This is a genomic window from Streptomyces sp. RGM 3693, from assembly GCF_050471125.1.
In the GTDB taxonomy this organism is placed as follows: domain Bacteria; phylum Actinomycetota; class Actinomycetes; order Streptomycetales; family Streptomycetaceae; genus Streptomyces.
The window spans coordinates 1,560,085-1,575,882 of record NZ_JBMPPQ010000003.1 but is presented as its reverse complement, the minus strand read 5'-3'; the positions used below and the strand labels follow the sequence as shown (position 1 = coordinate 1,575,882).

Here is a 15,798-nt window from a genome sequence, read left to right as displayed (position 1 = left end):
CGTCGCGTTCCCGCACCACCCGAGGGCTACGACCCCGAGGACCGCACGTCCACGTCGGCCGCCCGCACGTAGCCGACCCGGTGCCCGAGCTGGATCTCGTAGTACACGTCGTCGCCCCGGACCACCGCGTGCTTGGTGATGTCGAAGGTTGGCGAGTAGAAGTACTCCGACCGCACCCGCCCGCCGACCGCGTACTCCTGCCCGGCGAGCAGGGTGTACGGCAGCGGGGTCACCGCCTGCACCGGCACCTGCGACGGGTACGCCTCCTTCTCCGGGTACGCCCGCCCGTAGACCGGGATCGCCGCCCGGCCCGCCTTCGGCGTGGCCACCTGACCCTTGGCGTCCACCGCCGTCGGGTGCGAGCGCGGGTTGTGGAACCACGCCTGCTGCCCGAGGTACCAGATCGCCGTCCAGTCACCGGACCTGCCGGCCACCGCGAACCGCTGCCCGGTCGTGGCCCGCGCGGCGGTGTCGTTCACCCCGGTCGTGGTGGCGGAGCCGTCCGGGTGCAGCCCGATGTCCTGGATCAGCGGCGCGCTCTCGCTGGGCGCGGTGTGCAGCCGGACGGCGGTGGAACCGTGCGCCGCGCAGGGCTGCCCGGCCTTCTCGCACCCGGTGTAGACCGGCCGGTTGCGGTTGTAGGACGGACGGATGGTGACCAGGCCGCCGTGCGGGCCCGCGGTCCGGGTGAACGGCTTGCCCAGCAGGGTGAAGTAGTGCGCCCAGTCCCAGTACGGGCCGGGGTCGGTGTGCATACCGGGGATCGTCGACGGGAGCGTCCCGGGCACGTTGTCGTGGCCCAGGATGTGTTGCCGGTCCAGCGGGATGTCGTACTCCTTCGCCAGGTACTTCACCAGCCGGGCCGAGGTGCGGTACATCGCCTCCGTGTACCAGGCGTCCGGCGCGGCCAGGAACCCCTCGTGCTCGATGCCGATCGAGTGCGCATTGACGTACCAGTTGCCCGCGTGCCAGGCGACGTCCTTGGTCGGCACGTGCTGTGCGATCAGCCCGTCCGAGGAGCGGATGGTGTAGTGCCAGGACACGTACTTGGGGTCCTTGATCAGCCGCAGCGTGGTCTCCCACGACCCCTCGGTGTCATGGATGACGATGCTGTCGATCCGCTGGTCCTTGGGCCGGTCGGCCAGGTCGTGGTTGCCGTAGTTGGTCCCGTTGTCGTACTGCTCGTACGGCGCCGGCCAGGATTCGCACGCCACCGACCAGGGGCATTCCAGCGCCCCGCCGGCTCCGGGCGCCGAGGCACGCCGGGTGGTTGCGGCCTTGCCGAGACGTTTCTGCTGACCGGCGTCGGCAGCCAGCCGCGGCGCGGCGGTCAGCGCCACCCGCTGCCCCGCGTCGGTGGTGCGGCGCTGCCCCTGCCGCATCACCTCGAAGACGTCCCGGGCGAACGCCGCGCCACTACGCGGATCGTCCGCACTCCCGTAGCGCGCCACCGCCGCGTACCACTTGGCCGGATCGCCGCTGGTCGGCAGCCCCAGCGCGCGCTGGGCGGCGGCGAGCAGTGCGGCGCCGCCCAGCACGTTCGCGGACGGGTCGGACCGCAGCTTCGCGGCCGACAGTCCGGTCAGCTTCGCCGCGGTCGGCAACGTCCGCAACCGGGCCGGGAGTTCGGTGGGCAACACCGCCCGCCGTGCCTGCAAGGCCGTCCGCAGGGGCCGCGCGGTGTCGCCGCGGGCGTCCTCGTCGTCCCTGCTGAACTCAGGCGCCCGCGCCACCGCCGTCCGGGCGTCGGTCAGGTGCATCGGCCCGTAGCCCCCGGAGACGCTCGGTGCGCCACCGTGGCTGTCCCAACGGGACTCCAGGAAGGAGACGCCCAGCAGCACGCTGCGCGGGATGTGGTAGCGCGCGGCGGCGTCGCTGAAGGCCCGCTGAAGGCTGCCGGACGGGGGCTGCCCGGCCCCCGCGGACGGGGCCGCCGCGACCAGCGGCACTAGCAGCGCCGCCGCGGCGACGGCGGTGACCGATCTGCGCAGGGCGGGACGGCGGGTTCTCGACGCGTCTTCCGGTGCGGATCCTCGCAAAACAGCCTCCTCAAGCCGGCCCGAGCCGGGGCGGTGTGACGGTGGTGTGCCAGGGCCTGCCCGGTGGAGCGTGCACCGGCCAGGCCACGGCCGCGCGGGAGAACCCGAGACTAAGGCCCAGGTCGGCCGAGAACCATAGCTGTGCCGACGCGCCGTCAATCACCCTTCCCACTCGGGATTTCGCATGTCAGGGCATCACCGCCAGGAGTCTTCCCGGAGCGGGCCCGGGACCTGCGGGGCATCAGTGGAATGGACCAATGCATGGGTGAGCGGCGCGGCCCGGGTACGGGCGCGCCGCTCACAGATTTCCCCTCGGGGGTGCCGCCCGGCACCCCCGGCGATCAGCGGGTGCCGACCGCCGCCCGCACCGCCCGCCGCGCCATCTGCGCGTCGTCGTGCAGCCTGCGCAGCAGCAGCCGCTGCTCCTCGCCCGCCGCGGACGCCCCGGGTGCTCCGGTACCCGGAGTGGTGGCCGGCGCGGGTTCGCGCATGGTCCGCTGGACCGCGGTCTCGTAGCGCCGGATCTCGCGGGTCAGCACCAGCATCAGGTTCACCAGGAAGGCGTCCCGGGCCGTGGTGCCCGGCGCCTGGGCGAGTTGGCTGATGTGCCGGCGGGCCACCGGCGCGTCGCCGAGCACCGTCCACAGCGTCGCCAGGTCGTAGCCCGGCAGGTACCAGCCCGCGTTGTCCCAGTCCAGCAGCACCGGGCCGGCCGGCGAGAGCAGGACGTTGTTCAACAGCGCGTCGCCGTGGCAGAACTGGCCCTGGGTGTGCGCGAGGCCGTGCAGCAGCTTCTGCAGGTCACCCAGGTCGCGGTCGGTGAGCAGCCCCAGGCCGTGGTACCGCCCGATCCGGCCCGCGTAGTCCAGCGGGGCGTCGAACAGCCCGGCAGGGGGGCGCCAGGCGTTGACCCGGCAGATCGCCCCGAGCGCGGCCCGCACGTCGGCCCGCGGCGGCGCCTCGGCGGGGTGGCGCGTCAGGGCCGCGACCCGGCCCGGCATGCGCTCCACCACCAGCGTGCAGTTCTCGGGGTCGGCCGCCACCAGCCGCGGCACTCGAACCGGCGGACGGTGCCGGACGAATGCGCGGTATGCACTTATTTCCTGCCGGAAGCTCTCGACCCACGCGGGGGAGTGGTCCAGTAAACACTTCGCGACCGCGCTCATCCGACCGGTCGTCCCCAGGAGCAGTACGGACTTCCCGCCGCGACGCAGCACCTGGACCGGGTTGAACTCCGGACAGATGCGGTGCACCGAGGCGACGGCGGCGCGCAGCTGGGCGCCCTGGGGGCCGGACAAGTCGAGTCTCCCGCTGAGCGGTTGGGTGCCCATCCCCTGTGCCCGCCGGTTCCGGCCGCCGGGGAGACCGGTCACCGCCCCCACGGAAGGGGAGGGATCGAGATACGGCCCGCTGCCGCCAGGGTGCGGGCGGTACGTCCGGGTGGGGGCGGTCACGGCGGACGATGCTGCATACATGGGTGAGACAGATCCCTTCGTGCGCCGACGAGTTGCGTGCGCTCCCGGCCAGGTGGCGGGTACCCGTGAACGGGCCCCGTACAGGCGGCCGATCCTCAGGTCCCCGTGCAGGGCACGCACCCTGGGGAATGCGGTCCCGCCACCGGGCCGGGGGCTGCACACCTACCGAACACGCGGCTGTGGGTGGCAGACCATCTGGCGCACCCTGGCGAACCCTGGCGAATGCTCGCAGCGCATGTCACCGGCCGTTACTGTCAACTCAGTCGAGGAACCTGGGGGCTTGACGTGAGCAGGGAGCCGAACACCCGTCTCGCGGACCTTTTCGGCCTGGCCGGCTGGTCCAAGGGAGAACTCGCGAGGCTGGTCAACCGGCAGGCGGCGGCCATGGGCCATCCGCAGCTGGCGACCGACACCTCGCGGGTCCGGCGCTGGATCGACATGGGCGAGACGCCCCGGGACCCGGTGCCCAAGGTCCTCGCCTCCCTCTTCACCGAGCGCCTCGGCCGTGTCGTAACCATCGAGGACCTCGGGTTCGCCCGGACCGGTCGCGCGGGGAAGCGGCAGGCCATGGACGGTCTGCCGTGGGCGCCCGAGCGGACCGCAGCGGTCCTCACGGAATTCACGGGAATGGACCTCATGCTCAATCGACGCGGCTTGGTGGGGGCGGGCGCGGCGCTCGCCGCGGGCTCCGCACTCACCGGCGCCATGCACGACTGGCTGCACACCGACCCCGCCCCGATCGCCCTCCGCCACGACGATCCGCTCGCCCACGAATCCCTGCACGAACTCGACCAGATCGGCCTCGACCGCTACGAGGCGGCCCCCGTGGGGTCACAGGAGATCGACGCCCTGGAGCACTCCGTCGACGTGTTCCGTCGATGGGACGCGGCCCGCGGCGGCGGCCTCCAGCGCAAGGCCGTGGTGGGCCAGCTCAACGAGGTCGGCGGGATGCTCGCCTACCGCCACCCCGACCACCTCCAGCGCCGCCTCTGGGGCGTGGCCGCCAACCTCGCGGTGCTGGCCGGCTGGATGTCCCACGACGTGGGCCTGGAGCCCACCGCGCAGAAGTACTTCATCATCGCCGCCCATGCGGCCCGCGAGGGCGGCGACCGCCCGCGCGCCGGCGAGGCACTCTCCCGCGCCGCCCGCCAGATGGTCCACCTGGGCCGCCCGGACGACGCCCTCGACCTGATGAAGCTGGCCCAGTCCGGTTCCGGCCAGGAGACCCTGCCGCGCACCCGCGCCATGCTGCACACCATCGAGGCCTGGGCCCACGCGTCCAAGGGGCACGGCCAGGCGATGCGCCGCACCCTCGGCGAGGCCGAGGACCTGTTCGTCTCCGACAAGGGCGACGTGCCGCCGCCAGCCTGGATGCAGATGTTCGACGAGGCGGATCTGCACGGCATGGAGGCGCTGGCGTTCCGCACCCTCGCCGAGCATGACCCGTCCGCCGCCAAGATCGCCCAGGGCCACGCCAAGCAGGCGCTGCAACTCCGCAACAGCGGTCATCAGCGGTCCCAGATCTTCGACTACATCTCGATGGCCTCGGCCTGTTTCCTCGGTGACGAACCCGAACAGGCCGACCGCTACGCCCGGCTGGCGCTGGTCTCCATCGGGGAGAACTCCTCGCACCGCACCTGGGACCGGCTACGGGAGATGTTCCGGCTCACCGGCCAGTACGCCGGGTGCGGCAAGATCCAGGACCTCCGCGAGGAGCTCCAGCAGGTCCTGCCGAAACCGAGGCCCAAGGGGAAGGGAACGGCCCTCGGGCCGGGCCTCGGGCCGGATCTGGGGCCGAACTTCTCGGTCTGAGGGCCGTCCGGCGCCCCCGCGTCCCGCCGGGGCGGGCCCACGCCCGCGCCCGCGAGCACGGCGACGACGGTGCGCCCCGCACCTTCGACCGACCGAGCGCCGAACCGGCCCCGCCATCGATGCCGACAGTCACTACCCAACATCCGATGCCCAGTGGAACACCCTGCCGACATGCCCGCCAACTGACCTGCATCAGCGCGATATGACATACCGTCAGTAAATTCCGAGTCACCCGGGGTGGCCGGCGCCCCCGCAGCCGGTCCGCCCTCGACGGTCGCGCCGTGCGTCAGTCGCCGACCTTGGCGATCAGCACACAGGCGTCGTCCTCCCGCTCGGTGGTGCCGAACTCCTCGACCACGATACGGACGCTCTCCTGGGCGCTGCGTGCCGCGCCGAACCGCGGCGCCAGGGCCAGGAGGCGCTCGGTGCCCTCATGGGCGCTGTCCGGTCCGTGGGTGCGGCGCGGGACCAGTCCATCGGTGTGCAGCACTAGCAGGTCGCCCGGCTCCAGCCGCTCGGCGTGCTGGCCGTAGCGGGCGCCCGTCGTGGCGCCGAGCAGCACGCCCGCCGGCGGGTCCAGGGCGCGCCCCGTGCCGCCGCGGAACAGCAGCGGTGCGGGGTGCCCGGCCTGGGCCCACTCCAGCGCCCGCGTCGCCGGATCGAACTGGCAGCAGACCGCACTGCCCAGCGCCGGCTGGGTGGCGCTGTCCAGCAACTGGTTGAGGAATCCCATCAGCTGCCCGGGGCGGTGTCCCGCCACGGCCATTCCGCGCAGCGCGCCGAGCACCATCGCCATACCGGACGTCGCCGCGACGCCGTGCCCGGTGAGGTCGCCGACGCTCAACAACGTGCGCCCGTCGGGGAGTTGGAGCGCGTCGTACCAGTCGCCGCCGATCAGGGCGGAGGTGCCGGCCGGCAGATAGCGCCCGGCCAGGTCCAGGGTGACCGGGCCGCCCTCGGGGAAGCGCAGCGAGCCGCGCCAGGGGGGGAGTACGGCCTCTTGCAGCTCGACCGCGAGCCGGTGCTCGGTCTGCGCGAGGTGCCGCTGGCGCTGGAGCGAGTCACCGGTCTCGCGCACCGCCATCTGGCTGCGGCGCAGCTCGCTGACGTCGCGGAGGACGGCCCACATGCAGGCGGTGCTGCCGTCGGCGTCGAGCACCGGTTCGCCGACCATGTGGACCGTGCGGACGACGGAGTCGGTGCGCACGATGCGGAACTCGCCGTCGATCGGTCGGCCGTCCACCAGACAGTCCGTGACCATCACGGCCAGCTTCTCCTGGTCGTCGGCGTGCACCAGGGACGGCAGCTCGTCCAGGGTCAGCGGGCCGTCGGCCGGCTCCCGGCCGAACATCGCGAAGAGCTCATCGGACCAGGTCGCGTCGTCGGTGAGCAGATTCCACTCGGCGCTGCCCACCCGGCGCAGCAGTGCGCCCCGCTCGGGCGCCTCGGGGCGGGGTGGGGCCGCAGGCAGCTCGACGTGCGGCTCCGGGCCCTCGGCGAGCTCGGCGGGCAGGCCCTCTCTGAGCTGGTCGAGGTGACCGCCGAGGTCGTCCAGGTGGTGGACGGCGAGGTCGCACAGTGCCCGCTGCCAGCGCAGCTGCGGGTCGGCGGCGAGGTCACCGGCCACCGAGGACTCTCTGCGTACTGCGTCGAGACCACCGCGCAGGGTGCGGGCCTGCGAGATGAGTGCCTCGACCGCGTCACGCTCAGGGGTCCGATCGGCTGGGTGATCCGCGAAGAGAGGGGGCGGCATGACGTACTCCGTGATCAGGCGGCGCCGGAACGTATGGGCCGGTTACGACTCTTGCACAGGCTGCGACGGAGCGTAAGGGATTTGGCACTACCCGATACGGTGGTGCACCTGTCATATGCCGTCGGCCTCCTTGTGGCAACCGGGCCCGAATCGGCGGAATGAAGGGTTCCACGCTAGGCTGCGGCCGCCGTACAGCTGTCTACCCCACCGATCCATGGTGGGAACGACGCATAGGGCCCGCGGTCACCGGCAAGAATGCCGGTCAGCGGAAATCCCGTTGCCAGCCTGTCCCCTGCACCGGATGCTGACCTCATGTTCGATCCAGACATAGCGCCCAGTGGCACCCTGCTCGGCCTCCTCCAGCGAGGCCGCGGCGACGGGACCCTGCATGCCCTCGCGGCGCCGCGGGCCGAGGCGCTCGCGGCACTCAACGACAGTGTGCTGCGCGATGCGCGCCGGGACTGGCAGGTGGAGAACCGCTCGCTCTACTACGCGCGCCTCTACATGCAGCTCGACGGCGGCCTGGAGGAGATCGAACGACACCTCTTCCACCCCGACGACCTCACCGACACCAGCGAGGAGCGCACCGGCCTCGCCCTCTCCGTCCTCGGCCACCTCGCCGCGTACGGCAGGGACGCCGCCCGGCTGCTGCTGCGCAGCTACGCCGCCGTCGGTAGCAACTGGCGCTGGGCCCTCGACGAGCTCGCGCTGCGTGACGACGATGCCGGGTTGATCGGCCTGGCGCCCGCCGTCCTGGCCCGCTTTCCCGAGACCCCGGAGGGCGACGCCCTGCTGGCCGCCACCGTGCGCGACGCCTTCGAGCCCCGGCCCTGGCGGCTGTGGGCCGAGGACGACCGTTACGGCACGCGGCTGGCCGCCGCCGATGAGCAGGGTTCCTTCGACCGCTGGCAGCGGCAGCTCCGACCGCGCGGCCCGCGCCCCGGCTGGAGCGTGGCCGAGGTGCTGGAATGGGCCCAACAGGAGCTCGAACCGCGTCCCGGGGAGCACCGCTACATCGCCGCCGCCCGCTGCCTGAGCGCCGTCGCCGGTCCCGAGGACCGCGCCGAGCTGCTGCGGGCCGGCCGCGGCGGACCCGACGCGGCGCGCGCCGCGGTCCTGCACCATCTCGCCGAGCGTGGCGACCCGGAGGTCCTCGATCTCATCGAGGCCGCCGCCACCGACCCGCTCTCCGGCGAGCCGCTGGTCGCCGCCGGGCTCTCCGCCTACGAGCGGATGCGCAGCGTGGCGGCCGTCGAGCGGGCCCGGATCTGGGCCGCGCGCACTGACCGGCTGGGGGCGTCCGCCGCCGCGGTGCTGGCCCGGCGCGGCGCCCGCCGCGACGCCGATCTGGTGCTGGCCGCGCTGCGCCGCACCGTGCGGGAAGAGGGGCCGGACGCCTGCGCCCTGTGGGAGCTGGCGGACGGCGCTGGCCGTCTCGGGATCGCCTGTGCCGCCCCCGTGCTGCGCCACCTCTATCGCGAGACCTCCTCCTCCCACCTGCGCGGTCGGGCCGCCGCCGCGCTCGCCGTCACCGACCCCGGGTTCGCGGCCGGCTTCGCCGTCGAGTGTCTGTGGGACTGCGAGGAGACCACCCGGGAACTGGCCGCCCGGCACGCGGCCACCGGCGACGACCGGGTCGTCGAACAGCTCCGCCGCCTCGCCGCCGACCCGGCCGAGGAGGCCGAGGTACAGACCGCTGTACGTGCCCGGTTCGGACCGGACGCCTCGGCGGTGTGAGGCGGCCCGGGCCCGCCTGACCGGGCGGATGGGCGAACGCTCATGGGACGTTCGCCGGTTGGAAAGATCCCTTTGGCCCGGTCCACGTTCGGTGCGCCGACAACAGCGGTATGCGTGTCGCCCTCGTCACCGAGTCCTTCCCGCCCGACGTCAACGGCGTCGCGCACTGCGCCCTGGAGACTGCCCGCCACCTCGTTCGGCGCGGGCACGAGCCGCTGGTCATCGCACCGCTGGCGAACTCCGCACCGGCCGCCGCCAGGCATGCGCAGGAGAGCCCGTGCCCGGTGGTGCGGGTGCCCTCGATGCCACTGCCCGGATACCCGCAGGTGCGGATCGCGCTGCCCGGGCGGCGGCTGTCCGCGGCGCTGGACGGGCACCGGCCCGATCTCGTGCACCTGGCCAGCCCGTTCGTCCTCGGGGCGCGGGGCATGGCGGCCGCGGCCCGGCGGGGGGTGCCGGCGGTCGCGGTCTACCAGACGGACATGGCGCGGTACGCGCGCACCTACCTGGGGCGCGGCGGAGCGGCGGCCTGGCGGCGGATCCGGGCGGTGCACGCCGCCGCCGACCTCACCCTGGCCCCGTCGAGTGCGGCGCTGCTGGACCTGACCGATCACGGAGTGCCGCGGGTGCGGCTGTGGCCGCGCGGGGTCGACTCGGCGCGGTTCCACCCCGGGCGGCGGGACGCGGTGCTGCGCAGCTCACTGCTGGCGGGGCGGGAGTTGCTGGTGGGATACGTGGGGCGGCTGGCGCCGGAGAAGGACGTGGGGCTGCTGGCCGCGACCTCCCGGCTCCCCGGGGTCCGCACCGTGGTCATCGGGGAGGGACCCAGCGCCGCCGCCCTGCGGGCGCAGCTGCCGGAGGTGCGGTTCCTCGGGCGGCGGACCGGCGATGAACTGGCGCGCCTGTGCGCCTCGTTGGACGTGTTCGTGCACACCGGGCCGTACGAGACCTTCTGCCAGACCGTGCAGGAGGCGATGGCGTCCGGCGTCCCGGTGGTCGCGCCGGCCGCCGGTGGGCCGCTGGACCTCGTCGACCACGGGCGGACCGGGCTGCTGGTCCCGCCCGGGGACGGCGGCGCGCTCCGGGACGCGGTCCGGACGCTGGGCGGCAACGCGGAGCTGCGGGTGCGGTACGGCGCCGCCGGGCGGCAGGCGGTCGTGAGCCGCACCTGGGAGGCGGTCGGCGATCAACTACTGGGCTACTACGAGGACGTGCTGGCTCACCGGACGGCGGTGGCGGCGTGACCGCCCGCCGGATCCGGGACGCCCGGACAGGACTACGGATCGTCCGGATCGCCAATTTCGTCACCCCGACGTCCGGCGGGCTGCGCACCGCGCTGCGCGAGCTCGGCGCCGGCTACCGGGCTGCCGGCCACGAGCCGGTGCTCGTCGTGCCGGGCCCGCCGGACGAGGTGGGCCCGCGCGGCATCCGGGACGAGGAGACCGCGCAGGGCCGGGTGCTCACCCTCCCCGGGCCGCTGGTGCCCGGCACCGGCGGCTACCGGGCGCTGACCGACCGCCGCCGGCTGCAACGACTGCTGGCCGAACTGGCCCCGGACCGGCTGGAGGTCTCGGACCGGACGACGCTGCGCTGGACGGGGGAGTGGGCGCGTCGGGCCCGGGTGCCCGCGGTGATGGTCTCGCACGAGAGCGTGGACGCGGTGCTGCGCACCTGGGGCGTGCCGAGCCCGTTGGCCCGCACGGTCGCCGACCGGGCCAACGCCCGTACCGCGTACGCCTACAGCCGAGTGGTGTGCACCACCGAGTGGGCGGCGGCGGAGTTCCTGCGGGCCGGGGCGCGGAACGTGGTGCGGGCGCCGCTCGGGGTCGATCTCGCCGCCCGGCACCCGGGCCTGCGGAGCGCCGACCTGCGCGGCCGGTACGCCGGACGGGCCGCCGTCCTGCTGCTGATGTGCTCCCGGCTGTCGACCGAGAAGCGGCCCGGCCGGGCCCTGGACGCGCTCGTCGAGCTGCGCCGGCGGGGTGTCGACGCGGCGCTGGTGGTGGCCGGCGACGGGCCGCTGCGGGCCCGACTGGAGAGCCGGGCGCGGGCCGCGCGGCTGCCGGTGACGTTCCTCGGGCACCTCGCCGACCGGACCGGGCTGGCGGCGCTCCAGGCCAGTGCAGACCTGGTGCTGGCGCCCGGCCCGGCGGAGACGTTCGGGCTCGCCGCGCTGGAGGCGCTGGCCTGCGGCACTCCGGTGGTCGCCAGTGCGGCCTCGGCGCTGGCCGGACTGGTGGACGACGGCGGGGACACCGCCCTCGACGACGGCCCGTCCTTCGCGGACGCGGTGCAGCGGGTGCTGGCCCGGCCCGAGCCGGTCCGCCGGGCCGCCGCCCGGCGGCGCGCCGAGGCGTACGGCTGGCAGCCGGCGGTGGCCGCGTTCCTGGCGGCCCACGACGCACCCAGGCCGGCCGGTGGGCGGCGGCCGGTCACCGTGGCCGAGCCGCCGGTGGGCCCCTGGAGCCGGCGGTGACGCCCCCGTTCGTGGCCCTCGGGGACTCGCTCACCGAAGGGCTCGGCGACCCGGTGGCGGGCGGCGGCTGGCGGGGCTGGGCGCCGCTGCTGGCCGACGCGCTGGGGGAGCGGCCGGGCGACGTCCCCCTGGTGAACCTGGCGCGCAGCGGAGCCCTGGCGGCCGAGGTGGCGCAGGAGCAACTGCCACAGGCCCGGGCGCTCGCCCCGCGCTTCGCGTCCGTCCTGGTCGGGGCCAACGACACGCTGCGCGCCGGGTTCGCCGTCGAGCGGGTGGCCGCGGCACTGGACCGGACGCACGGCACCCTGAGCGCCGGCGGGACGGTGGTGCTGACGGCGTGCCTGCCCGACCCCGGCCGGATGCTGGGGCTGCCCGCGCCACTGGCCCGCCCGTTGGCCCGCCGGATGCGTGCCGTCAACACCGTCGTGCACGCGGTCTGCGCGCGCTACGACGGCGTCCACGTCCATCTCGCCGACCACCCCTGGGTGGCCGACCGGGCCACCTGGAGCGTGGACCGGCTGCACCCCAGCGAGCGCGGCCACCGGCTGCTCGCCCGCGGTTTCCACACCGCGCTCGCCGCCCGCGGACTGACCGCCGGGCCACCGCCCCCGCTCACCCTCGACGGCCCGCCGCCGACCCGGACCGGCTCGGTGGTGTGGATGGCGACCCGCGGCACCCGGTGGGTGGCCGACCGGTGCACCGACCTGTTGCCGGGCCTGCTGGTGCTGGCCGTACGGGAGTGCCGGTACGGCCTGGCCGGGTCCGGGCGGCTGTTGGACGCCGCCGCCGAACGGGCCACCCGTAGCGCCCTCGCGGCCCTGTCGGAACCGGGCGGCGCTGCCACAATGGCGGGATGACCGGGCGCTGGGAGTTCTGGATCGACCGCGGCGGCACCTTCACCGATGTGGTGGGCAGACGGCCGGACGGGCGCCTGGTCACCGGCAAGCTGCTCTCCCACCACCCCGAGCGCTACCGGGACGCCGCGGTCGCCGGGATCCGGATGATGCTGGGGCTCGGCCCGGACGAACCGGTGCCCGCCGAGCGGGTCTCGGTCGTCCGGATGGGCACCACCGTCGCCACCAACGCCCTCCTGGAGCGCACCGGCGAGCCGACGGTGCTGCTGACCACCGAAGGTTTCCGGGACGCGCTGCGGATCGCGTACCAGAACCGGCCGCGGATCTTCGACCGGCGGATCGTGCTGCCCGAGGCGCTCTACGACCGGGTGATCGAGGTGCCGGAACGGGTCGGCGCCCACGGCGAGCCGGTCCGGCCGCTCGACCGGGAGCCCGTCCGCCGGGAGCTGCGGCGGGCCCGCGCGGACGGCCTGCGCAGCGCCGCCGTGGTGCTGTTGCACGGCTACCGGCACCCCGCGCACGAACGGGCGGTCGCCGAGCTGGCCAGGGAGGCGGGCTTCACCCAGGTCAGCTGCTCGCACGAGGTCAGTCCGCTGATGAAGCTGGTGCCGCGCGGGGACACCACGGTCGTCGACGCGTATCTCTCGCCGATCCTGCGACGGTACGTCGACGAGATCGCGGCCCAACTCCCCGGGATCCGGCTGCTGTTCATGCAGTCCAACGGCGGGCTGCGGGAGGCCACCCACTTCCGGGGCAAGGACGCGGTGCTGTCCGGTCCGGCGGGCGGGGTGGTCGGCATGGTGCGCACGGCCGCGGAGGCCGGTGGGCCGGGTCCGGGCGGCGGCGCGGGCCGGGTGATCGGCTTCGACATGGGCGGCACCTCCACCGACGTGTCGCACTACGCCGGCGAGTTCGAGCGGATCTACGGCAGCGAGGTCGCCGGGGTCCGGATGCGCGCCCCGATGATGAACATCCACACCGTCGCGGCCGGCGGCGGCTCCGTGCTGCACTTCGACGGCCGCCGCTACCGGGTCGGCCCCGACTCCGCCGGCGCGGACCCCGGACCGGCCTGCTACCGCCGCGGCGGCCCGCTCACCGTCACCGACGCCAACGTGATGCTCGGCCGCATCCAACCGGAGTACTTCCCGGCGGTGTTCGGGCCGGCCGGCGACCAGCGACTGGACGCCGCGACGGTCCGCACCCGGTTCGCGGAGCTGGCCGCGCGGGCCGCCGCCGCGACCGGGGACGACCGCGGGCCCGAGGACGTCGCCGCCGGCTTCCTGGACATCGCGGTGCTCAACATGGCCAACGCGGTCAAGAAGATCTCCGTCCAGCGCGGTCGGGACATCACCCGCTACGCCCTGGTCGGCTTCGGCGGCGCGGGCGGCCAGCACGCCTGCGCGGTCGCCGACGCCCTGGGCATCGCCACCGTCGTGGTACCGCCGCTGGCCGGGGTGCTGTCCGCGTACGGCATCGGGGTCGCCGACGCCACCGCGATGCGGGAACAGGCCGTCGAGGAGCGGTTCGAGGAACCGGGGGCGATGGACCGGGTCCGGGCGGTGTGCGACGGCCTCGCCGTTCAGACCCGGCAGGAACTCCTGGACGACGGCGTGCCGGCGGCCTCGCTCACCACCCGCGCCCGGGTCCTGGTCCGCTACGCCGGGACCGACGCCACCCTCGGCGTCCCGCTCGCCGACGCCGCCACCATGGCCGCGGAGTTCGTCCGGGCGCACCGCGAACGGTACGCCTTCACCATGGACAAGCCGCTGGTCGCCGAGGCGGTGTCGGTGGAGGTGCTCGGTGCGGCCGGCGGCGCGGCCGACTACGCCGTCCAACTGGTCGCGCGCGAAGGGGAGTTGGCGGCGGTGGCGACCGTCCGGATGTACGCCGGTGGGCGCTGGCGGGACACCGCGCTGTACCGCCGCAGCGACCTGCGGCCCGGCGACACCCTCACCGGTCCGGCGATCATCGCCGAGGACGACGCCACGACCGTCCTCGACCCCGACTGGCGGGCCGCCGTCGGTGCGCGCGGCCACCTGCTGCTCACCCGGGCCCGGCCGCGCCCCGGGCGGACCGCCGTCGGCACCGCGGCGGACCCGGTGATGCTGGAGGTCTTCAACAGCCTCTTCATGGCCATCGCCGAGCAGATGGGCGTCCGGCTGGAGAACACCGCGCACTCCGTCAACATCAAGGAGCGGCTGGACTTCTCCTGCGCACTGTTCGACGCCGAGGGCAATCTGATCGCCAACGCACCGCACATTCCCGTGCACTTGGGCTCGATGGGGGAGTCGATCAAAGAGGTGCTGCGGCGGCGGGGCGACGCGCTGCGGCCGGGCGACGTGTACGCGATCAACGACCCGTACCACGGGGGGACGCATCTGCCGGACGTCACCGTCGTCACCCCGGTGTTCGATCCCGACGGGAGCGAGCTGCTGTTCCTGGTCGCGTCCCGTGGGCACCACGCCGAGATCGGCGGCATCACACCGGGTTCGATGCCCGCGTTCAGCAGCACCATCCAGGAGGAGGGCGTGCTCTTCGACAACTGGCTGCTGGTGCGCGACGGCCGGCTGCGCGAGCGGGAGACCCGCGACCTGCTCACCTCCGGGCCGTACCCGTCCCGTGCCCCGGAGGTCAACCTCGCCGATCTACGCGCCCAGATCGCCGCGAACGAGAAGGGCATTCACGAACTGCGGCGGATGACCGAGCAGTTCGGGCTGGACGTCGTCCGGGCGTACATGGGCCACGTCCAGGACAACGCCGAGGAGTCGGTGCGGCGGATCCTCGGCCGGCTGTCGGACGGGAGCTACCGCTACGAGACGGACGGCGGGGCGCAGATCCGGGTCGCGCTGACCGTCGACCGGGCGGCCCGCAGCGCCGTACTGGACTTCGCCGGCACGTCACCGCAGCAGCCCGGCAACGCCAACGCGCCCAGTTCGGTGGTGATGGCGGCGGTGCTGTACGTGCTGCGGACCCTGGTCGCCGAGGACATCCCGCTCAACAGCGGCTGCCTCAAGCCCGTCGAGGTCCGCATTCCGGAGGGCTCGATGCTGGCGCCCGTCTACCCGGCGGCCACCGTCGCGGGCAACGTGGAGACCTCCCAGGCGGTCACCGGGGCGCTCTACGCGGCGCTGGGCATCCAGGCCGAGGGCTCGGGCACGATGAACAACCTCACCTTCGGCAACGAGCGAGTGCAGTACTACGAGACGGTCGCCAGTGGCTCGGGCGCCGGCGACGGCTTCGACGGGGCGGACGCCGTGCAGACCCATATGACCAACTCCCGACTGACCGACCCCGAAGTCCTGGAATGGCGCTATCCCGTCCGGGTCGACGGCTTCGCCCTCCGCGACGGCAGCGGGGGGACCGGCCGTTGGCACGGGGGCCGCGGGGTGGAGCGCCGACTGCGGTTCCTGGAGCCGATGACGATCGCCCTGCTCTCCAACCACCGGCGGGTCGCGCCGTACGGCATGGCCGGTGGCGGGCCGGGCGCGCTCGGCGTCAACTTCCTTGAGCGGGCCGATGGTTCGTGCGAACGGCTGCGGGGCTGTGACGCGGCGGAGGTCGGGGTGGACGACGTGCTGGTGATCCGGACGCCGGGGGGCGGGGGGTACGGGGTGGCGTGACCGGCGCCTGGCCGCGGACAGCGCCGGGTCCA

The 15,798-nt window shown here is 74.3% G+C and carries 9 protein-coding genes; 6 read left to right on the top strand and 3 right to left on the bottom strand.

Annotation, left to right across the window (positions count from 1 at the left end; genetic code table 11):
• Positions 1-26: 26 nt before the first annotated feature.
• The gene (locus tag ACO0M4_RS35410) at positions 27-2,039 is read right to left on the bottom strand and encodes an N-acetylmuramoyl-L-alanine amidase (protein WP_430375171.1); all 2,013 of its coding nucleotides are present in this window, start codon (positions 2,037-2,039) and stop codon (positions 27-29) included.
• A gap of 341 nt (positions 2,040-2,380) precedes the next feature.
• Positions 2,381-3,514: a phosphotransferase gene (locus ACO0M4_RS35405; RefSeq protein ID WP_430375170.1), complete on the bottom strand. Its 1,134-nt coding sequence runs from the start codon at positions 3,512-3,514 to the stop codon at positions 2,381-2,383.
• Positions 3,515-3,799: 285 nt separating this feature from the next.
• On the opposite strand from ACO0M4_RS35405, the gene ACO0M4_RS35400 reads away from it, so the two are divergent.
• Positions 3,800-5,326, top strand: a complete 1,527-nt coding sequence (locus ACO0M4_RS35400; RefSeq protein ID WP_430375169.1) for a DNA-binding protein NsdB — start codon at positions 3,800-3,802, stop codon at positions 5,324-5,326.
• 286 nt (positions 5,327-5,612) lie between these two features.
• Here the strand turns inward: ACO0M4_RS35400 and ACO0M4_RS35395 are convergent, their stop codons facing one another.
• Positions 5,613-7,079, bottom strand: coding sequence for a PP2C family protein-serine/threonine phosphatase (locus ACO0M4_RS35395; protein WP_430375168.1), 1,467 nt, complete (start codon positions 7,077-7,079; stop codon positions 5,613-5,615).
• Between the two features lie 312 nt (positions 7,080-7,391).
• Between ACO0M4_RS35395 and ACO0M4_RS35390 the strand changes: the two genes are divergently transcribed.
• The 5 genes from ACO0M4_RS35390 (at position 7,392) to ACO0M4_RS35370 (ending at position 15,766) form a co-directional block, all read left to right on the top strand.
• Positions 7,392-8,816 carry a HEAT repeat domain-containing protein gene (locus ACO0M4_RS35390; protein WP_430375167.1) on the top strand — a complete coding sequence of 475 codons (1,425 nt, stop codon included), beginning with the start codon at positions 7,392-7,394 and terminating at the stop codon, positions 8,814-8,816.
• 110 nt (positions 8,817-8,926) lie between these two features.
• Positions 8,927-10,060, top strand: coding sequence for a glycosyltransferase family 4 protein (locus tag ACO0M4_RS35385; protein ID WP_430375166.1), 1,134 nt, complete (start codon positions 8,927-8,929; stop codon positions 10,058-10,060).
• The gene (locus ACO0M4_RS35380) at positions 10,057-11,292 is read left to right on the top strand and encodes a glycosyltransferase (protein ID WP_430375165.1); all 1,236 of its coding nucleotides are present in this window, start codon (positions 10,057-10,059) and stop codon (positions 11,290-11,292) included. The genes ACO0M4_RS35385 and ACO0M4_RS35380 overlap by 4 nt, the downstream gene beginning before the upstream one ends.
• Positions 11,289-12,149: an SGNH/GDSL hydrolase family protein gene (locus ACO0M4_RS35375; RefSeq protein WP_430375164.1), complete on the top strand. Its 861-nt coding sequence runs from the start codon at positions 11,289-11,291 to the stop codon at positions 12,147-12,149. Before ACO0M4_RS35380 ends, ACO0M4_RS35375 begins: the two co-directional genes overlap by 4 nt.
• The gene (locus tag ACO0M4_RS35370; RefSeq protein ID WP_430375163.1) at positions 12,146-15,766 is read left to right on the top strand and encodes a hydantoinase B/oxoprolinase family protein; all 3,621 of its coding nucleotides are present in this window, start codon (positions 12,146-12,148) and stop codon (positions 15,764-15,766) included. The genes ACO0M4_RS35375 and ACO0M4_RS35370 overlap by 4 nt, the downstream gene beginning before the upstream one ends.
• The last annotated feature ends 32 nt before the right edge of the window (positions 15,767-15,798 follow it).